The organism is Pseudoflavitalea sp. G-6-1-2, assembly GCF_012927185.1.
GTDB lineage: Bacteria > Bacteroidota > Bacteroidia > Chitinophagales > Chitinophagaceae > Pseudobacter.
In genome coordinates this window covers 480,660-500,511 of record NZ_JABBGB010000003.1, presented here as the reverse complement: position 1 = coordinate 500,511, position 19,852 = coordinate 480,660, and the positions used below count along the sequence as shown (strand labels likewise).

The window sequence follows — 19,852 nt, the reverse complement described above, 5'->3', positions numbered from 1 at the left end:
ATACTATCAATTTTGAGGGAGCAAAGATAGGGGTTTTGGCCTCCCGGCAGTCAGCTTTTCGGTGAAGCGCCAACTGCCGGAGAACCAGTATGTTAGATTAGATCATTTCACCCTGCATCTGAGGGTTCTTAACCGCATTCTTCTTTTCGGTGTATTCTTTGGCAGCTGCGATGAAGCTTACAAACAGCGGATGCGGGTTTTCCACCGTGCTTTTCAGCTCAGGGTGGTATTGCACGCCGATGAAGTAAGGATGTTTGGGAAGTTCTACGATCTCTACCAGTCCGCTCGCAGGGTTTTTACCGCTGGCCACCATTCCGGCAGCTTCAAACTGAGTGAGGTATTTGTTGTTGAACTCCCAGCGGTGACGGTGGCGCTCGCTGATCATGGTTTTGCCATAGATCCTGTAAGCGAGGGTGCCTTCTTTGATCTCACAGTCGTAAGCTCCGAGACGCATGGTACCGCCTTTGGCAGTTACATTCTTCTGCTCTTCCATCAGGTCTATCACCGGATCGGGAGTGGCAGCATTCATTTCTGTAGAGTGTGCTTCTTTGAGGTTGAGTATGTCGCGTGCAAATTCGATCACGCTCATCTGCATACCCAAACAGATACCGAAGAACGGAAGATTGTTCTCACGCGCGTATTTCACGGCAGTGATCTTTCCTTCCACGCCACGATGTCCGAAACCGGGAGCAACCAGCAAACCGTCGAGGTTGGCGAGTTTCTCGGCAACGTTATCGTCTGTGATAAACTCACTGTGCACATTCACTACCTGCACTTTGCATTCGTTGATGGCGCCTGCATGTACAAAAGCTTCGAGGATGGATTTGTAAGCATCCTGCAGCTCGATATATTTTCCAATGAGGCCAATGGTAACCTGGCTCTTGGGGTATTTCAGTTTGTCGAGGAATTCTTTCCAGCGGTTGAGATCTGGTTCTTTGGTCTTCGCTTCGGTGAGCTGAAGTTTCTTCATACAGATCACATCGAGTTTTTCGCGCATCATGGCCAGTGGCACTTCGTAGATCGTAGGCGCATCGGCAGCTTCGATCACTGCATCGGGCTTCACATTACAGAACTGGGCAATTTTGCGGCGCAGTTCAGGAGAAAGTGGTTTCTCTGTTCTGCAAACGATGATATCGGGGTGAACACCTTCCTGGCTCAGCATTTTAACGCTGTGCTGGGTTGGTTTTGTTTTCAGTTCCTTCGCAGCTTTGAGGTAAGGAATAAGTGTGAGGTGCACCACCACAGTATCTTCTTCGGGAAGCTCCCACTGCAGCTGACGCAGCGCCTCGATAAACGGAAGGCTCTCGATATCGCCCACCGTTCCGCCGAGCTCGGTGATGATCACATCATATTCTTTGCTCTGACCGAGCAGCAGCATCCTGCGTTTGATCTCGTCTGTGATATGAGGAATAACCTGAACGGTTTTACCGAGGTAGGCTCCTTCCCTTTCTTTGTTGATAACTGTCTGATAGATGCGGCCGGTAGTAACGTTGTTGGCCTGAGTGGTAAAGATGTTGAGGAAGCGCTCGTAGTGTCCGAGGTCGAGATCGGTTTCAGCACCGTCTTCAGTTACATAACACTCACCGTGCTCATACGGATTCAGCGTTCCAGGATCCACGTTGATATAGGGATCGAATTTCTGAATGGTTACACGCAGGCCTCTTGCCTGAAGCAATTTTGCCAGCGATGCTGCAATAATCCCTTTACCTAATGAAGAAGTTACCCCTCCGGTAACAAATATATACTTGGCCATATTCTATGGTTATCTGTTTACAAATTCGTCTGTTGTTTTGGAAAACTGGCTGATTAGGACAGGTACAAAAAATAAATTCCGCCACATCGAATCCGACGTCCGCATTATTGGTTTATACTTTTTGCTTGATTGACTAGTCCATTTCCCATTTGACCAACGGAAAATCAAAAGAAGAATAATTCCGGGAGGTCATGCAAAGCTACATTAAATCTCCAAGCGGAAAAAATTCCGTTGGCAGCAGGGGGAAAAGATGGGGAGAAATGACGCTTGGAATTATCGCGTTAACCCAATGAGGCTGATGGTACTATAACTGCGAACGGCTTTGTACGAGTTTTGTTTTACCATGGAAGGCGACGGATCGGCGGCAGTGTTTTTTGCCAGATGGAGCGTTGTAATCAGCAGAATTTCAACGGCGAGAATGAACAGGCTTGTCCTATTGGTTTTCATAGTTGATTACTGGTTCAGGTTATTGTACCATTATAAACGCTTTTCAAGACCGGTTTAGTATTATGTAACCGCATGAAAATATGCGATGATGAACAACGTATATTTACCAATCCCCTGCCCGCTCAGCAAAAAAATAAAACTATGAGCCAGCAAGCAGTTATCGAAACATTTATGCAATGGGACCGATCCATCGTTCAAAATGATGCCACCGCCATTTCAACTTTCATTACAGACGACTGGGTGATTGCCGGCAGCAACGGCATCACTACCAAAGCGGCATTTCTTTCAGATATCGAATCCGGCAAACTCACCCATCACAGAATGGATTCGGATGAGTACCACGTGATATTGCATGGCAGCACTGCTGTAGTGATCAGCAAAGGAACCAGCGCCGGCACTTATGATGGACAGCCATTCAGCTTATACGAATGGTCGGCCAGCACTTTTGTGCAGATAAATGGCAAATGGTTATGTTGTGTTACTATGCTCACCCCTGCTGCATAAAACATCCTCTCAGCACAACGATTTACCGACCTGCACTGCAATGGATAATGCTCACAAATTATAGGGGTGTTCACAGCCCGAATTCAGCAATCCGGCAAAAATAATACACAGTTGATTCGGCCGAAAGCCGCTACAGACCTTCATTACACAATATTCAGGCGAGTACCTGTCTACCTTTGATGATTGAAAATTCTTTCAATCATTAATTCTTTCGCTATGAAGTATGTGTTTACTTTCTGCTGGAGTGTGATGCTCTTTTTTGTGTCACTCACTTCAAAAGCCCAGTTGCAGTTTGCATCCGGAGTAAGGGCTTTCAGCAGCCAATGGACCAGTACCGACTGGTCTGCACAACAGGCCACAGGTATCCCCAACGTAAAAAGCTGTGCATCCATAAAAGAAGCCTGGGCTTCACTGACAGCTGATGGCCAGCGCGAATTTCTTGAACTGGAATACAGCAATCCAACTCCTATCAACCGGATATTCATTTATGAGATATTCAATCCTGGTGCGGTAGACACTGTGTATGTCTTAAATCCGAATACACAGTTGTACGAAAAGGTTTTCACAAGAACCGCAGTTGCTGTATCCGGCTGTCCGAGAGTAATGACAGTTATCTTCCCTACCACTCTTTTTCCGGTAAGCAGGATCCGCATAGCCATCAACTCGCCTGCTGTTATCGGCTGGAATGAGATCGATGCGGTGGGTATCGACAGAGCTCCGGAAGGTGGAAAGATCAAGGACGATCAGATCATTTGTGCCTCCACCGTGCCCAATGCAATATCGAGTGAAGAACCCGGATTTTCCGGCGCTCCCGGCGTAGTGTATCAGTGGCAGCAGACAACCGACAGAGTATCCTGGCAGGATATTGCAGGCGCCGTCAGCGAAGGTTATCAGCCACCCCTGCTTTCTCAGACCACCTGGTTCAGAAGGCAGGCAACTTTAGACAACACCGTAGCTCTCAGCAACGAAGTGAAATTGGATCTCGTGCAGGCAGGCGATCCCGCTGTTTTTCCACTCGATGCATGGAACTTCTATGTGTACAACAACAAGTCCATCGATCTCAACGGAACATCCTACAGAGGATACTATTCCAGAACGGCCCTTAACATAAAAACCTCCGACGACTTCAACGTCTTTGGAACGCCGGAACCAGCCGCAGGCTATCGTGGCTGTACAGTGGCACACACCAACTTCACATTCGTGTCTAAACGAAAAGGTTTCCCGGCAGGGAATTATACCATACTACTCAAAAGCACTTCCATGCCGATACGCATATTTGTAAACGGCAATTTCATTACCGATGGAAACTGTTGCAATACCACAGTCTCACTGGGCTTTTTGGGGCCCGACTCAGAAGTGGAATTCAGGCAAATAAGCGACAGCAGGTTCTATCAGGAAATAGAATTTTCTGTATCCGACCTCAATGGTGGCGCTATCGATGCCAGCCAGTCTCTCTGCAATTACGATATGCCTGCTTTGTTCACCAACAAAACATCCGCCTATGGTGGTGCCGCTCCTACAAGCATCACCTATCAGTGGCAGGATTCTGTTGCCAATGGAAGCTGGCAGAATATACCTTCCGCAACAGCAGCTACCTATCAATCGCCTATTCTGAATGCTGCAAAATGGTTCAGAAGAAAAGCTTCCGACAATACCAATGCCGCAGCGTACAGCAATGAAATAAAGATCGATGTGGCTGCCATTGCCGGAGATACCGCCCAATATGCATTCCATGCGTGGAACTTCTACGCCTTCCATGGCAACGAAGCAAGCCTCGCCAATGCTAAATATCGTGGATACTACTCTGCAACAGGATTGAAAATAAATACAGCCAACCACTGGTATTTATTCTTTTCGCCTTCTGTTGCACCCGGCTATCTTGGTTGCCCTGTAAACGCAGACAACTTCACGCTCTCTGGCCGGAGAAAAGGATTCGATGCCGGCACATATGAATTCATTGCCACCACAATCGACGACATCATACAGATACGTGTAAACGATGTGGAAGTCTACACCGGTGGATGCTGCAACGTAGTGAATCTCGGCAAACTAAATGCACAATCAAAAGTGGAACTCAGATTGGTGGAAGGTACCGGAGGCAGCATGCTTGCAGCTGAATTGAAAAAAACAGATAGCAGCATCTATGAATTTGCTGCCAATAACTGTTTCAGTTTTGACCTGCCCCAGGCAACCGGAAATCAGTGGCTGGATATAACCGATGGAAACAACAACATCGTTGCCAGCATCAATCCCAACGGCAATAACCTCGGTACCGTTACTGTATCTATCAGGCATTTCGGAAATGGCAGCAGCAATATTCCTACCAATCCTGTAAATAAGAAAAGATACATGCCGCGGTATTTCAACTTCACTTCATCGGCGTATCCCGGAGGGAATTTCCCCAATCCTGTTCAGATCAGATTGTATTTTAAGAACAGCGAGTTCGCCGATTACAAACTGGCTACCAGTCAACCTGCGCTCAGCTTAAACCAATTGAAACTCGGCCACTACAACGGCGCCAATGAAGATTGTGATATGAGCAACAATACCAATCAGGGCGACGCCATCACTGCTGTTGCACAAGGTTTCACTCCAACAGGTTTCTATCTCGAAGGCACGACTGCTACCTTCTCCGAATTCGGTGTACTGGGAGGAAATCAAACGCTGCCAGTTACATTGACACAGTTTAAAGCAGTAAAAAACAAAAACGAAGTTCAGCTTAGCTGGACAACTTCCCAGGAGATCAATAACAAAGGGTTTGAAGTATTGCGCAGTGCAGATGGAAACCGCTTTGAAAAAATCGGATGGGTGGATGGCGCCATCAACACCAATACCACAAAGCAATACACGTATTCAGATAAATCACCGGTGCATGGAAAAAACTTTTATCGCCTGCGTCAGGTAGATCTGAATGAGCATAGTGAATTAAGCAATATTGTGATAGTGGATATGAAAACATCAGCTGGAATTCAGGTGGGGCCTAATCCTGTGAATGATGTACTGTATATCACGGCAAACAATACAGGGATCAGATCTATCAGAATTACAGATATGCAGGGACAGGTGAAATACAAGTCTGATAGATCAGTGAATGATCAGGTGGTGAGTATTGCGGTGTCTCATTTATCGGCAGCGCTTTATCTGATTGAGATAGAAGATGCGCAGGGAAATCGGCAGACTGCGAAGTTCTTGAAGAAGTAAGGGTACAAAGTAAAAGTAAGGGGCTGGCCTTTGAATAGGCCAGCCTCTTGCATTTCGATACCCTAACCCGTTGTATCAGGCTTTCAAAAAATCAATTAATTCAAATTTTAGGATCTATCCTATGGGCAAAAAAAAATAGCCTCACGGCTATTTCAAAGAAAAACATATTTAGACTTAATTCTAATCTTTCTGAATCTTATCATAACTCGCCACAATCCCCTTGATCAGCGACGAACTGAATCCCTGATGCTCCATCTCGTTCAAACCCGCAATCGTGCAGCCTTTCGGCGTAGTTACCTTATCGATCTCCTGCTCAGGATGTGCACCCTTTTTCAGCAATAATTCCGCTGCGCCAAGAACAGTTTGCGCTGCAATCAGACTTGCAGTTGCTGCATCAAATCCAATCTGAATACCACCCTGAATATTCGCACGGATATATCGCATCGCATACGCAGTACCACATGCACCAAGCACAGTAGCAGCATCCATCAGCTTCTCATCGATCCACACCACACGACCCAGCTGATTGAACAAATCTTCGATATAGCTGATCTGATCTTTGCTTACTTCATGCGCAGACAAACAAGTCATGCTTTGCTGAATCGCAATAGCCGTATTCGGCATGGCTCTGATGATAGCCAGTTTTTTATTGAGTGCTTTGAGAATTTGTTCTATTGAAACACCTGTTACTACAGATACCAGTACATGGCGATTGGGATCGAAATTAACTTGCAGCTTGCCCAGCAGATCATTCACCTGAAAGGGTTTCACGGCGAGTATTATCAGATCTGCAAACCGAATCGCTTCTTCATTGTCATCACTCACCAGCACTCCACGCTCCAGCATCGGTTGCAGCGTTTTTGTATTGCGCTTGGTGATAAGGATATGCTCAGGAAGCGAAAACCCGCTGTTGATCAGTCCTTCCGCGATAGCGGTTCCGAGGTTACCGCCACCGATGATGGCAATTTTTCTGCTCATAGCAATTCAGTTTAATAGTATTCCCCTGTACTCAGATAATTTCTCACGTAATCATCAACCCCATCTTCAAGGGAATAGAATGGCGCTGAATAACCGGCCTGTCTGAGCTTGCTCATATTGGCTTCCGTGAAATACTGGTATTTGTCGCGGATGTCTACCGGCATATCAATATACTCAATCTTGGGATGCCTGTCAATGCCCGCGAATGTGGCATTTACCAAGGCCTCGAATGAGCGGGCTTCGCCCGTGCCGAGATTGTATAATCCGTTTTCGAATTTGTTTTGAGCGAACCACTGTTCCATCAGCCAGTAGCATACATTGATCACGTCTTTCACATACACGAAATCGCGCAGCTGCTGACCGTCTTTGTAATTCGGGTTGTGGCTTCTGAAAAGTTTCACTACGCCATTAGCGCCAATCTGGTTGAACGAGTGGAATATCACACTCGCCATGCGCGCTTTGTGGTATTCATTCGGTCCGTATACATTGAAGAATTTGAGACCCGCCCAGAAAGGAGGTTGCGTTGTTTCTTTCAATGCCCATTTATCGAATTCGTTCTTGGAGATGCCGTAGGCATTGAGCGGCTGCAGTTTGTATGGCAGCTCATGATTATCATCGTAACCGAACTCGCCATTGCCGTAAGTGGCTGCAGAGGAAGCATACACTACCGGTACGTTGTTGGCGGTGCAGTATTCCCAGATCTTTTTGGAATACTCCACGTTGAGGCGTTCGTGAATGGAATAATCAAACTCAGTGGTATCGGTTCTTGCACCGATATGGAAGATGAAACCTATAGATGTGCTGTTCGTTTTCAACCAGTCGAAGAACTGCTCACGATCTACTTCTGCAGACCATTTCTTTCCGTCGAGGTTATGCGATTTGTCTTCGCGCGAAAAATCATCTACGAGGATCAGGTTGTTGAAACCATGGTGGTTCAGGAAGCCTACAAGGCAGCTGCCGATAAAACCGGCAGCGCCTGTAACCACGATGGCTGTATTCTTGTCCATGCTTTATTTTAGTTAAGCTGATGGAATGTATTGCTTACAATGCGCTCATCGCGTGCTCGGCTTCGTGGGCTGCGAGCAGGTTGTGAATGGCATTGTCGTATTTTTCTTTCCAGCTGTTGATGGGTCCCCAGAAATTTCCGTCTACTTCAACGCCGCCTTTGGTAACAGCACCCAGCTCTTCTGCTGCATGACCGCCCAATGACTTTTTGAATGCATCCAGTTTTGCAGGAGACACGCTCACCACTACCCTGCTCTGCGCTTCGCCGAACCAGTAAGCATCTTTGCGGATGCTGGCATCTGCTGCTTTTACAGCAAAGCCGAGGTTACGGTTGAAGCTGCTTTCCATCAGGGTTACGAAGAGACCGCCTTCGCTCACATCGTGCGCAGATTCGATCACGCCGGCTTTGATGAGCTCAGCTACTTTCGCCTGAAGCGTAAATTCTTCTTCGAGGTCGAAATGCGGAGCAGGACTGAATTCCACGCCCTGCACCTTGTTCAGGTATTCAGATGAACCAAGATCTGCACGGCTCTTTCCGATGAGGAAAAGATGATCGCCTTCGTTCTTGAAGTCCATGGTCATTTTCTTGTTCACGTTATCCAGCAGACCTACCATACCGATAGTTGGTGTAGGATACACCGGACCTTCGGGGTTCTGATTGTAGAACGATACGTTACCGCCGGTAACAGGTGTATCGAACTTACGGCAGGCATCGCCCATACCCTTGATGGCATTTACAAACTGATAGTACACTTCAGGATCGTAAGGATTTCCGAAGTTGAGACAGTTGGTAACACCCAGAGGCTCACCACCAGAGCAAACGATATTACGCGCAGCTTCCGCTACAGCGATCTGTGCTCCTTTGTATGGATCTGCAAATACATAACGGCTGTTGCAGTCTACTGTAAGCGCCAGGCCTTTATTGGTAGGCTTTGCAATAACAACAGCTGCATCGGAAGGCGCATTGGTAGAAGCGTTGCCGGTACCTACCATGCTGTCGTATTGTACATATATCCAGCGTTTGGATGCGATGTTAGGAATAGTGATGATCTGCTCAGCCACACCACGCAGATCGGTTGGAACCTGAATGCTGTCTGCATTGAATGCAGCAACCTTAGCGAGATAAGCTGGCTCTTTGTAATCGCGTGTGTATTGTGGAGCGCCGCCACCCAGTACGAGAGCTTCTGCGGGGAGGCTTGCATCCAGCTCACCATTCATATAGAAATTGAGCATGCCATCGCCTGTTACTTCTCCGATTACGGAGCAAGGCAGATCCCATTTCTCGAATACTTCTTCAACCAGTTTTTCTTTTCCTTTTTCCACCACCATCAGCATGCGCTCCTGGCTTTCGCTCAGCAGCAGCTCCCAGCTCTTCATGTTTTGCTGGCGGGTAGGAACTTTATCGAGATCGATGCGCATACCCACACCACCTTTCGCACTCATTTCTGCAGTAGAGCAGATGATGCCTGCTGCACCCATATCCTGCATACCAACCACAGCGCCGGTTTTGATCACTTCGAGACAGGCTTCGAGCAGTTTCTTTTCCTGGAAGGGATCACCCACCTGCACCGCAGGCAGATCCTGTGCTGATTCTGCAGTGATATCTGCAGAAGCGAAGCTGGCGCCTCCGATACCGTCTTTACCGGTAGCAGAACCCACAAACATTACGGGGTTGCCGATACCTTCAGCGGTGGCGGAAACAGTTTCGCCGATCTTAACTATCCCTGCGCTGAATGCGTTCACCAGCGGATTGGTATGATAACATTGTTCAAAGTAGATTTCGCCGCCCACTGTAGGAACGCCGAAGCAGTTGCCGTAGTGGCCGATGCCATGCACCACTCCTGCCAGCAGGTGCTGGGTCTTGGCTTCGGCAAGGTTACCGAAACGGAGTGAGTTGAGGCTCGCGATGGGGCGTGCGCCCATGGTGAAAATATCGCGGTGAATACCACCTACGCCGGTTGCCGCTCCCTGGAAGGGCTCGATGGCAGAAGGGTGGTTATGTGATTCGATTTTAAATACAACGCCGTAGTTGTCGCCGATGTCCATCAGTCCGGCATTCTCTTCGCCGGCTTTTACGAGCATCTTTTTACCCTCACGAGGCAGGGTTTTTAACCATTTGATGGAGTTTTTGTAGCTGCAGTGCTCGCTCCACATGCCGCTGAAGGCGCATAGTTCATTGAAATTGGGGGTACGTCCTAACTTTTCTTTGATCAGTTCAAATTCCTCTGCTGTCAAACGCAGTTGCTGCGCCGTTTTAACTGTTATTTCCATGAAGTGATTTTTTGTCCCTGTTCCGCCGGTGGAATTGGGTTTGGATCAGGAAGCTGCAAAAGTACGAACCACTCTGCAATCTTATCCATAAATTTATCCTTTGTTACCACCATCCATGCGCATCGCATTTGTACATAACAATAAAGCCTTTCTCTCTGAAACCGAAGCCTATCGCGGATTTTTTGCCCGATATGGCATCGATTGCGTGGTCGTGAATAAAGAAGAAATAAAAAAGATGCCCTGCGATGTGGAGTGGCGCCTCATGGGTACCGACCTCTCCCCCCGCCGCCGCGGCGTGCTGAAAATTCACGAATATACTTCCACCTCCATCCCACCCTGGCGCAAATGGAAGAACCTCGGTAAAAAATGGCTGAACGTTGAACCCGATTACCGCCTCTTTCTCAACGAATACGTAAAAAACAGTTTCGGTTTTGAAGATGATGTGGAATACGGCTACCGCGATATGGGCATCCCCGACAGCTGGATGCAGTTAGCCCACCAACCTTCCACCAACGAATTCGATTTCGTGTACCTGGGCGATCTCAGTCCTATCCGCGAACCCGAAAAACTGCTCGACTGCTTCGCTTCCGGCAATCTCCGCGAACAAAGCCTGCTGGTGATCGGAAAAGAATACGACGCACTGAAGAACAGATATAGCAGATATAACAATATTCAATTCATTGGCCCCCTGCCCTATGAGCAGATCCCGCATCAGCTGAAACGGGCCCGGTTCGGCATCAATTTTATGATGGATAAAGAACCGCTGAACCGCCAGACTTCCACTAAATTTCTGGAATACGCAGCCGTGGGCCTGCCCGTGGTAAGCACGCAGTATCACTGGATAATGCAATTCGAACAACAGTACGGAGGACAATATTGCTACATAAAACAGGATCTCTCAGACCTGCAATGGGAGCGGGTTTGCGGCACAATGTATGCAAGTCCCGACCTTAAAAACTGGACATGGGAGCAGCAGATCCGCCAGAGCGGCGTTCTCGATTGTATCGAAGATCACTGGGGAGGAACTTTCGACGATACCCTGCAGTTCTAATCCGGCATATCCTGATTCAGGGTGCTGATATACTCTTCTATCACACGCTCCACACCGAATTTCTTCACCACCAGCGAGCGGCCATTCTTTCCCATGCGGGCACGATCTTCGGCGGGCAGGTTGATCATTTTCTCCATTTTGTCGGCCAGATCGAAAGGATCCTGCCCCTTGCAGATATAACCGGTGGAATTATTCAGCACCACTTCCTTACAGCCACGATTGAACGCAGTGATGATGGGCAGCTCCATACTCGCAGCCTCCATAAGGCAGCGGGGAACGCCTTCGTTATAAAATGATGGGAATACAAAACAGTCGGCCCTTTCGAGGTAAGGACGCACATCCTCCGCAAATCCGCAGTAGTGGATCAGCCCCTCCTGTTCCCATCGCTTCAGGTCTTCCTGTGTGATGGAATCAGGATGATGCGATTCGAAGAAGCCTACCAGCTCGAACCGAACGATATAGTTCTTCTTCTTCAGAATGCGCGCAGCATCCGCATAAATGCCGATACCCTTGCTTCGCAGCAGACGGGTACACAGCGTGAACGTAAACACATCATCTTTCTTTCGGATACGCTCGAAAGAAGGAGAAAAATAATCTGTGTTCACCCCCTCTCCGGGAAGCACTTTGGCTTTTTCGATATTAACGATGTTCTCGGTAATGAAAACCTTGGCATCTTCGTTATTGAGAAACCATACTTCATTGGTATGGCGAAGCGCTTTTGTGTACAGAAAACGAAGCGTGTAGTAGAGCCAGTTTCTTTTGGCGAACGGATAACCGAGCCCCGTGATCACTGCCACTGAAGGAATTTTCACGGCATTGGCCGCGAGTGATCCGTAGATATTCGGTTTGGCCACATAGTGAAAAATAAAATCAGGACGATACTGGCGATACAGCTTTTTCAACTGGCGATAAAAAAGCCAGTCACTGATAGGATTGGCCGTTTTATTGTTGAAATCGATGGGCAGAAAATGACAGCCGGCCTCTTTGAGATAGATCGAATGTGCATCATCGGGAGCAATGATCAATACATTGTACCCCTGACCAAGCAGATTACTGATCACATCCATCCGGAAGTTGTATACCGACCATGCACTGTTGGAGACGAATGCGATCAGTTTATTTTTTGCTGGATGCCGCGTCATTGTTTGATATTAACGTCAAAATTATAATTTATCAGATATATTTAGCAGTCAGATGCTCACAATCATATACATTATAGTACTATCAGCAGTCTGTTGCTGGTTGCTCAAACGAATGGTTCAGAGGCAGAACGTTATTTTAAGTAATAACGAACTGGTTACGGCTTTTGGTGTAAAGGTTCTTGTTGCAGCCTTGTATGGCTTTATATTCTACCGGTATTTCGGGGGAGATGATACCTGGAGTTTTCACCAACAAGGTTTAATGGAAAAAGATCTGCTGTTGCATCAGACGGATCTGTTTCTACGGGACTTCAATCCCATGGTTCCTATCAGGAAGCATGCTACGCTCTCAGCGGGTTTGAGGAATCTGGTGGACGATTGGGAATACAATCTCACCGTCAAACCCCAGGCCTTTTTCAACCTGGTCAGTGGTGGTAATTATTACATAAATATAGTTTTTTTTAGCTTCATAACCTTCTGGGGACATTTTTGGTTTTTCAGTTTGCTGGTAAAACTGTTCCCCGACCAGCGGAAAAAATGGTTTCTGCTGGTGTTTTTCTTTCCTCCCGTTTTATTCTGGTTAAGCGGTTTTCGTGGAGACGGACTGCTGTTCTTCTTTCTCAGCCTCTGTTTGCTGCAGGGTTACCGATGGCTCAAAACCCGCAGCGGATGGGCGTTAGCGTGGGCAGTGCTGGGTTTCATCGGTACATTCATCATGCGCGACCCCGTTGCCATGTTGCTGGTGCCTGCCCTGCTGAGTGTATTCATTACGGTAAGGTATAATGTCAAACCCTGGAAATCTGTAATAATAGTATATGGTATCAGCGCCATACTCTTTTTTGTGTCGGTGGGATTATCCCCGTCCTTCAATCCTGTAAAAATGATAGCTGACCGGCAGGCCGCTTTTTTTGCACTCCACGGAAATACCCGCTATCAGCTGGGAGAACTGCAGCCAACCGTTGGCAGTTTTTTGAAAGTATTGCCGGAAGCGGCGTTGAATGTGTTTTTCCGTCCTGCCCCATGGGAGGCCAAAGGGATGCTGCAACTGGTATCAGCAGCAGACATATGTTTTTTCTGGCTGCTGGTACTTCTGGCATTGTTCCGCAACCGGGCCGCCTGGAAGCAGCGGTTCAACCATCCTTTTTTGTTATTTCTGCTGGTAACGGCTGTTACCTTATTCATATTCACCGGTTTTACGGTTCCGTTTCCGGGTGCAATAGTGAGATACAAGGTAATTCCCGAACTCTTTCTCCTCTGCTGGATCGCCTACACATATAATAAAAAATTACATATTTGATATTACAGACTCCCGATCGTTAGTTTTCCGTGGTTTGTCGTAAAAAATTGACTTATTTTCACCATTCCATCAAAAATATTCACATTCTGCCCAAAATATTTCCCTGAACTAAGGATATGTAGTTTATTTGCATAAAGCAAAACACACATAATGGAATCCTTACGTTTTAAAGCCATCAACGACCTGTCGAGCAACGCCAATGGTCACTCCAAAAAGACCACGACCAAGATCACCGGCATTTTCGGGGAAAACGTATTCACCCTCAAAACTGCCCGCGAGTATTTAAGTGATGAAGCCTACAAAAGCCTGATCGCTTCTATTAAAGGAGCAAAAAAACTCGATCGTGCAGTGGCCAATCAGATCGCTGCAGGCATGCGCCAATGGGCCGAGGGCAAAGGTGTTACTCACTATTCTCACTGGTTCCAGCCACTCACCGGCACTACGGCTGAAAAACATGATTCCTTCTTCACCATCAAAGGTGACGGCAGCGCTATCGAAACATTCGACGGCGACGGACTGATCCAGCAGGAGCCTGATGCATCATCCTTCCCCAACGGCGGTATCCGCGCTACTTTCGAAGCACGCGGTTACACAGCATGGGATCCTTCTTCACCAGCATTCATCATGGAGATCGGCGAAGGCAAAACATTGTGCATTCCCACCATCTTCGTATCATACACAGGCGCTACGCTCGATTACAAAGCTCCCCTCCTCAAATCAGTAGAGGCGCTCAATAAAGCAGCTGTAGACGTTTGCAACTACTTCGACAAGAACATCACCAATGTAAAAGTTACCCTCGGATGGGAGCAGGAATACTTTGTGATCGACGAAGCCATGTTCAACAGCCGCCCCGACCTCGTACTGGGTGGAAGAACCGTGTTCGGTCATGCTCCCGCTAAAGGACAACAGCTCGAAGACCACTACTTCGGATCTATCCCTGAAAGAATCTACGCTTTCATGAGAGATTACGAAGAAGAAAGCTATAAACTCGGTATCCCTCTCCGCACACGCCACAACGAAGTAGCGCCTGCACAGTTCGAGTGCGCACCTATCTTCGAAGAAGTAAGCGTAGCGGTAGACCACAATACCCTGCTGATGGACATCATGGACCGTGTAGCACGCCGCCACAAACTGCGCGTACTGATGCACGAGAAACCATTCGCAGGCATCAACGGCAGCGGTAAACACAACAACTGGAGCCTTGCAACAGATACAGGCATTAACCTGCTCGCTCCCGGTAAAACACCGAAGACCAACCTGATGTTCCTCACGTTCTTCGTGAACACCATCAAAGCCGTACACGATTACGCAGAGATCCTCCGCGCATCTATCGCATCGGCAGGTAACGACCACCGCCTTGGTGCAAACGAAGCGCCTCCTGCCATCATCTCCGTATTCATCGGTCAGTACCTGGCCAAAGTACTGGAAGATGTGAAACAAAGAGTAGGCGACAAATTCGACGAACAGGACGAAGCCATCCTCAAACTCGATCTCCACAGAAGCATCCCTGAGCTGCTGCTCGACAATACCGATCGTAACCGTACTTCGCCATTTGCGTTCACCGGTAACAAATTCGAGTTCCGCGCTGTAGGTTCTACTGCCAACTGTGCCAACCCGATGACCACACTGAACACCATCATGGCTGAGACCCTGAAGAACTTCAAGGCCGAAGTAGATGCACTGATCGATAAAGGAGAGAAGAAAGAGATCGCCATCATGCACGTGATCCGCGAGTATATCGTAAGCAGCGAAAAAGTACTCTTCGAAGGCGACGGTTACAGCGAAGAATGGCACCACGAAGCAGCACGCCGCGGTCTGCCTAACGTTCGCACCACACCACTCGCACTCGATGCTATGGTTAGCGACAGCTCCAAAAAGCTCTTCGAAAGCAACAACGTACTCAGTCATGTTGAGCTCGAAGCACGTCACGAGATCGAACTGGAAAAATATATCAAACACGTACAGATCGAAGCCCGCATCATGGGTGAGCTCTGCACCAGCCATATTCTCCCTGCTGCCATCAAGTATCAGAATATTCTGATCAACAACATCAAGGGACTGAAAGAGATCGGCCTCTCAGAAGATTCATTCGCCAATCAGAAACAGATTCTGGTGAAGATCTCCGAGCATATCAACAAAACAGCTGATCTCGTAGAGAAAATGATCGAGGCAAGAAAAGTAGCGAATGCAATGACCAACTCACGCACCAAAGCAATCGCTTATCAAAGCCAGGTGAAAGATGTTTACTTCGATGAGATCCGTTACCATGTAGACAAACTCGAACTGCTGGTAGCAGATCAGTACTGGCAACTGCCTAAGTATCGCGAAATGTTATTCCTGAGATAAGGACAGTAGTGTCAGAGTTCTCTTTTGACGGTTAAATAGAAAAGAATTCTGGTACACTGACATGACAAGCAATGGGCTGCTCCTGAGAGGGGGTAGCCCTTTTTTATTGGCATGAAATGTTCGATCGGCACCAATTTTGTCTTACTGGCTCTTAACATGCCATTCCAGAAGATTGATAAGGACCTCGATCTGGAGAACCAGATCAACGAGAGTATCGCTTACTTTCCGATAGCTGGCGCAAGTACCATATCGAATTTCCGCGCTCCGGACTCTTTTGTATTCATCTTCTTCGAAGCGGCTAAAGGATGGCATGAGATAGACTTTACAAAATACCCTCATGGAAACAACCAGATACATATCTCCTTTCCAGGGCAGATCCACTCATGGGATACTCAACCGGGAGCACGGGGACATAAACTCATACTTTCCAAAAGTTATATAGAACAGATGCTTCCGCTGACGAAGTTTATCGGTATCCGGTCCAATAACTTTCCGGTTATAGAGCTTTTATCAAAAACCGCAGCCAAGCTCAGCAGGGAATTTGAATTGCTGCGGGAAGAGATTGAAGACCCCGAAAAAAAATATAGCAACATCATTCACCTCAGGGTTCAGATCATACTCGATTTCATCAGCGAGGAAATGGATATCAGACAGGAGCATGAAAACAAAAATATCCATCCGGCAATACCAGCATTTCTGCAACAGATAGATCAACATTTTCTCAAAGAAAAATCTGTTTCTTTCTACGCTGAAAAGCTTGCACTTACATCCAATTATCTCACTACACTTACAAGACAATATCTCGGAGCCTCAGCAAAAGAACTGATCGATATCCGATTGGTGCTCGAAGCCAAGAGGCTTTTGCTCGGAACACAAAAATCGGTTAAGGAAATCGGTTATACTTTAGGGTTTAAAGAGACGCTGGCATTTACGGCATTTCTGACAAAGAAGATCGGGAAAGCTCCTTCTGATTTCAGGAATCAGCATAATACAGTATACAGGGCCGGACAATGATGTTGCTCCCGAACTGGGATAACTCCTTGGTGCTACAGGGTTTCAGACAACCCTAACATTCAATATTAACAATCTCTTCCAAAACCTTCACGTCTGTTTTGAGTAGATTAAGTACAAATCATTTTGTATGGCCATTCTAACAGGAAAGATCAAATTCACCGGCAGATGTGGAGATCTCATCGGTTACTATCGCAACGGCACTCATTGCCTGCGCAGCATGCCGATGCAAGTAAAACAAACACATCAAACGCGCAAAGCAGCCAAACGATTTGGCGAAGCCAGCCATACCGGAAAACTGATAAGACAAGCATTGGCGCCCTACCTGTCGGGCAGGAAAGACAGAAACCACGTAAACCGTCTCAACAAAGCCATTATCCAATCAGGAGTGGAAGGGCTCAGAGGGTACCGGTTCAATCAGCAGGCGCATATATCCGATTTCATGCAGTCTCCAATGCTTGGGGATGATAACATACTCCGCATCACCAAAATCATCCAACCTCGACACATAAAGGTCACGCATATGGAGTACAAGCTCATTGCTATGAGGATTGATATAACAACAGGAAAAATCCTCCAATCTCTTGAACGGTCTTACATGCACGAGCTCGTTCGTTGGTCTGCATATTTTAAACCAATTGAATTCGATGTTAACCTTCCCGGCAAAGGCACATTGATTGTAGTGTTGCAAGCCAATCCATATCAGGGAAAATATCCGTTGAACGATAAGCGATATCATGCAACAGATATCATCAAAGTAGAAGTGCCACCTGCAAACACAATCAGTAAAAAGCAACGGAGAAACCAGCAAAAAGAAAACGCAGCGAGCCGTGCATCGCAATATTCACAGTACACATCCAATAATCATCCGCAACAAAATACACCTGAAAATATTCTTTCGGCAAGCAACGATATGTCTGAAAATTATCGTCTCAAAGAACAGAGAGAATAGCAATGATCATCGACGCGCTTCTCTGAAAAAATCAAGCGAAGTTTTATTGACGGGCCATTTCAATTTCTCACTCCGAAGCAAAGCTTCGTGGATGCTTGTTTCCCTACCGCTCAATTTTCTCCCATTTCTACTCTATTTTCTTCTTTATGTTACTTCACTTACCATTCACTTCACTTAAACAGCCGTTGCAAATACCCCGCAACAACAAAATTTCGAGCTCACTCTGCGCTTACACAGCCTACACCTCTCCAGCAGACCTCATCCAGATCAAGTCCACATCAACTCTACCAACTATGGCACTCAACTTCCACCCTACTACCATCTTACCTACCTGAAGCCTGCCTTCTTATCCGCACCTTACCCGTAGTAGTATTACGTACCATCGGCGCTTTTCGCCTGTTTGCATTGCAATAACTTTAAGTGTGCACCATAAGAGTCACATATGTTAATCTTCGGGATCACCTTTCTTCCTGATTCTCAAATCCAGTCTAAATAGGTATTAGTAATAAGGTGATTACTATAGATCATTCTTCCCGAAAGAAATGCCGCAAAGTAATTGACATCGAAATTCCTCCTATAATAAAGAGCAGGCAGATCTCCAGTTCCGGTTAGTCACAAGAAAAATATAATAATGTTGATTGATGTACAATATAATAAGTATGTTTTCGGTTCATTTAGATATACAGTTCGTGTATCCGGCTCTTTGATCTTTAATAATCCACCATGCATTTTAGCAATAAAAATGCTCCCAAAATCATAAACAGACCGAATGAAAAGACCCGATATTTGCTATAGAAAATGAAACGAAGAAGATTACGATTGGAGAGGAAGGATGAAGTGGAAAAGAGTTCGTTTTGCTTCTTCTCCTCTGCAAAAGCTCTTACTATTTTTCGATTCGGCTGACACAAACGAACACAAGTTTAAAAACAAAACAAAGTATCCCGAATTCATAATTCATATTTCAAAACATCCCTGATATTTACATTGTGATTGTGATGCACTACTACTTAGAACCCTCAATTCACAATCGGACAGACAAACAAGAATACTTACTATCGACCATTTTTTAAGAGACACAAGTTGGATATAATCGTTGCTGAATAAGCAATTCATCTCTGGATTATACTACTATAACTACCTGATCACTGATTTCATAAAGTGTACTGAGAATACTATGTTCAAGAATAGGGAATCAACCGATATCCCAGCAGGATTTTTTTTGATTAGCAAATAGTTTCTTCGAGTTCCTAAGTCCTAAAAGAAAATAAGTTATGAAACTGAAAATGTCCCGTAGCACTGCAATTGAAACAATTTCTGGCCTTCTGATATTATTGTTCATGTATACGGCAATCAGCAAATTCGTATCGTTTAAGACTTTTATGGTAATGCTCAAATTATCTCCGTTAGTTAAATCTCATTTTCTGTTTGTCGCTTTTGCTGTACCAATTGTAGAGATAATAATTTCAGGATTACTCTTCTTCCAGAGAACTAAAAAGATAGGATTTTTGAGTTCATTTATTTTGATGCTCATCTTCACTTTATACATTGCCTATTTCATGCTTTTTGCAGATGACAAACCCTGCAGTTGTGGTGGAGTGATCAGTCAAATGACCTGGGGACAGCATCTTGTTTTCAATATCTTCTTTACGTTCCTCGCTTTTCTTGGATATAGATTAATGAAGAAAGGGCAACCGGAAGACAATCTCCCATTTAAAGCAGCCATACAATAATTCGCTTAGAAAGAAATAACAGATAAACTCTTTTGTTGTACAACAACTGCAGTATTGACGTAGCTACTCGATATTGCTAGGCTTTGACACCGAATTGTCAAGACAGGGAAATCGCCGAAAACCTGTACAATAGAGTAGGCAACCATTTTGTAAATAATCTAAAGCTT

General features: G+C 46.2%; 14 protein-coding genes. 8 read left to right on the top strand and 6 right to left on the bottom strand.

Features of this window, described 5'->3' with window-relative positions; all coding sequences use genetic code 11:
* Positions 1–97: 97 nt before the first annotated feature.
* Positions 98–1,753 carry a CTP synthase gene (locus HHL16_RS19250; protein ID WP_169426974.1) on the bottom strand — a complete coding sequence of 552 codons (1,656 nt, stop codon included), beginning with the start codon at positions 1,751–1,753 and terminating at the stop codon, positions 98–100.
* Between the two features lie 273 nt (positions 1,754–2,026).
* Complete coding sequence (locus HHL16_RS19245; protein WP_169426973.1) at positions 2,027–2,200, bottom strand: hypothetical protein; 174 nt, start codon at positions 2,198–2,200, stop codon at positions 2,027–2,029.
* Between the two features lie 141 nt (positions 2,201–2,341).
* On the opposite strand from HHL16_RS19245, the gene HHL16_RS19240 reads away from it, so the two are divergent.
* Positions 2,342–2,704 carry a nuclear transport factor 2 family protein gene (locus HHL16_RS19240; RefSeq protein ID WP_169426972.1) on the top strand — a complete coding sequence of 121 codons (363 nt, stop codon included), beginning with the start codon at positions 2,342–2,344 and terminating at the stop codon, positions 2,702–2,704.
* 216 nt (positions 2,705–2,920) lie between these two features.
* Positions 2,921–5,905 carry a T9SS type A sorting domain-containing protein gene (locus tag HHL16_RS19235; RefSeq protein ID WP_169426971.1) on the top strand — a complete coding sequence of 995 codons (2,985 nt, stop codon included), beginning with the start codon at positions 2,921–2,923 and terminating at the stop codon, positions 5,903–5,905.
* A gap of 180 nt (positions 5,906–6,085) precedes the next feature.
* Here the strand turns inward: HHL16_RS19235 and proC are convergent, their stop codons facing one another.
* The 3 genes from proC to purL are packed head-to-tail and all read right to left on the bottom strand — an operon-like array spanning position 6,086 to position 10,159.
* Positions 6,086–6,883, bottom strand: a complete 798-nt coding sequence (proC, locus tag HHL16_RS19230) for a pyrroline-5-carboxylate reductase (protein ID WP_169426970.1) — start codon at positions 6,881–6,883, stop codon at positions 6,086–6,088.
* Between the two features lie 11 nt (positions 6,884–6,894).
* On the bottom strand, positions 6,895–7,890 hold the full coding sequence (gene rfaD, locus HHL16_RS19225; RefSeq protein WP_169426969.1) for an ADP-glyceromanno-heptose 6-epimerase: 996 nt from the start codon (positions 7,888–7,890) through the stop codon (positions 6,895–6,897).
* Between the two features lie 34 nt (positions 7,891–7,924).
* The gene (purL, locus tag HHL16_RS19220; protein WP_169426968.1) at positions 7,925–10,159 is read right to left on the bottom strand and encodes a phosphoribosylformylglycinamidine synthase subunit PurL; all 2,235 of its coding nucleotides are present in this window, start codon (positions 10,157–10,159) and stop codon (positions 7,925–7,927) included.
* 100 nt (positions 10,160–10,259) lie between these two features.
* Here purL and HHL16_RS19215 point away from each other — a divergent pair, with 100 nt between their 5' ends.
* Positions 10,260–11,210, top strand: coding sequence for a glycosyltransferase (locus HHL16_RS19215; RefSeq protein ID WP_169426967.1), 951 nt, complete (start codon positions 10,260–10,262; stop codon positions 11,208–11,210).
* On the opposite strand, the gene HHL16_RS19210 is transcribed toward HHL16_RS19215, so the two are convergent.
* On the bottom strand, positions 11,207–12,352 hold the full coding sequence (locus HHL16_RS19210) for a glycosyltransferase family 4 protein (RefSeq protein WP_169426966.1): 1,146 nt from the start codon (positions 12,350–12,352) through the stop codon (positions 11,207–11,209). The genes HHL16_RS19215 and HHL16_RS19210 overlap by 4 nt on opposite strands.
* 259 nt (positions 12,353–12,611) lie before the next feature.
* Between HHL16_RS19210 and HHL16_RS19205 the strand changes: the two genes are divergently transcribed.
* The 5 genes from HHL16_RS19205 (at position 12,612) to HHL16_RS19185 (ending at position 19,685) form a co-directional block, all read left to right on the top strand.
* A complete protein-coding gene (locus HHL16_RS19205) occupies positions 12,612–13,646 on the top strand; it encodes a hypothetical protein (RefSeq protein WP_169426965.1) in 1,035 nt (344 codons plus the stop codon).
* Between the two features lie 150 nt (positions 13,647–13,796).
* Positions 13,797–15,992 carry a glutamine synthetase III gene (locus HHL16_RS19200; RefSeq protein ID WP_169426964.1) on the top strand — a complete coding sequence of 732 codons (2,196 nt, stop codon included), beginning with the start codon at positions 13,797–13,799 and terminating at the stop codon, positions 15,990–15,992.
* 111 nt (positions 15,993–16,103) lie between these two features.
* A complete protein-coding gene (locus HHL16_RS19195; RefSeq protein ID WP_169426963.1) occupies positions 16,104–17,006 on the top strand; it encodes an AraC family transcriptional regulator in 903 nt (300 codons plus the stop codon).
* A 127-nt stretch (positions 17,007–17,133) separates the two neighbouring features.
* Positions 17,134–17,955 (top strand): hypothetical protein, encoded by an 822-nt coding sequence (locus tag HHL16_RS19190; RefSeq protein ID WP_169426962.1) that lies wholly within the window; start codon positions 17,134–17,136, stop codon positions 17,953–17,955.
* A gap of 1,271 nt (positions 17,956–19,226) precedes the next feature.
* The gene (locus tag HHL16_RS19185) at positions 19,227–19,685 is read left to right on the top strand and encodes a MauE/DoxX family redox-associated membrane protein (protein WP_240966269.1); all 459 of its coding nucleotides are present in this window, start codon (positions 19,227–19,229) and stop codon (positions 19,683–19,685) included.
* The last annotated feature ends 167 nt before the right edge of the window (positions 19,686–19,852 follow it).

What these genes read in the sequence shown, in the direction of transcription:
- rfaD (WP_169426969.1), bottom strand. Translation starts at nt 7,890, where the DNA reads ATGGACAAGAATACAGCCATCGTGGTTACAGGCGCTGCCGGTTTTATC.
- HHL16_RS19245 (WP_169426973.1), bottom strand. Translation starts at nt 2,200, where the DNA reads ATGAAAACCAATAGGACAAGCCTGTTCATTCTCGCCGTTGAAATTCTG.
- HHL16_RS19185 (WP_240966269.1), top strand. Translation starts at nt 19,227, where the DNA reads ATGAAACTGAAAATGTCCCGTAGCACTGCAATTGAAACAATTTCTGGC.
- HHL16_RS19235 (WP_169426971.1), top strand. Translation starts at nt 2,921, where the DNA reads ATGAAGTATGTGTTTACTTTCTGCTGGAGTGTGATGCTCTTTTTTGTG.
- HHL16_RS19250 (WP_169426974.1), bottom strand. Translation starts at nt 1,753, where the DNA reads ATGGCCAAGTATATATTTGTTACCGGAGGGGTAACTTCTTCATTAGGT.
- proC (WP_169426970.1), bottom strand. Translation starts at nt 6,883, where the DNA reads ATGAGCAGAAAAATTGCCATCATCGGTGGCGGTAACCTCGGAACCGCT.
- HHL16_RS19205 (WP_169426965.1), top strand. Translation starts at nt 12,612, where the DNA reads ATGGAAAAAGATCTGCTGTTGCATCAGACGGATCTGTTTCTACGGGAC.
- HHL16_RS19200 (WP_169426964.1), top strand. Translation starts at nt 13,797, where the DNA reads ATGGAATCCTTACGTTTTAAAGCCATCAACGACCTGTCGAGCAACGCC.
- HHL16_RS19210 (WP_169426966.1), bottom strand. Translation starts at nt 12,352, where the DNA reads ATGACGCGGCATCCAGCAAAAAATAAACTGATCGCATTCGTCTCCAAC.
- HHL16_RS19195 (WP_169426963.1), top strand. Translation starts at nt 16,104, where the DNA reads ATGAAATGTTCGATCGGCACCAATTTTGTCTTACTGGCTCTTAACATG.
- HHL16_RS19240 (WP_169426972.1), top strand. Translation starts at nt 2,342, where the DNA reads ATGAGCCAGCAAGCAGTTATCGAAACATTTATGCAATGGGACCGATCC.
- purL (WP_169426968.1), bottom strand. Translation starts at nt 10,159, where the DNA reads ATGGAAATAACAGTTAAAACGGCGCAGCAACTGCGTTTGACAGCAGAG.
- HHL16_RS19190 (WP_169426962.1), top strand. Translation starts at nt 17,134, where the DNA reads ATGGCCATTCTAACAGGAAAGATCAAATTCACCGGCAGATGTGGAGAT.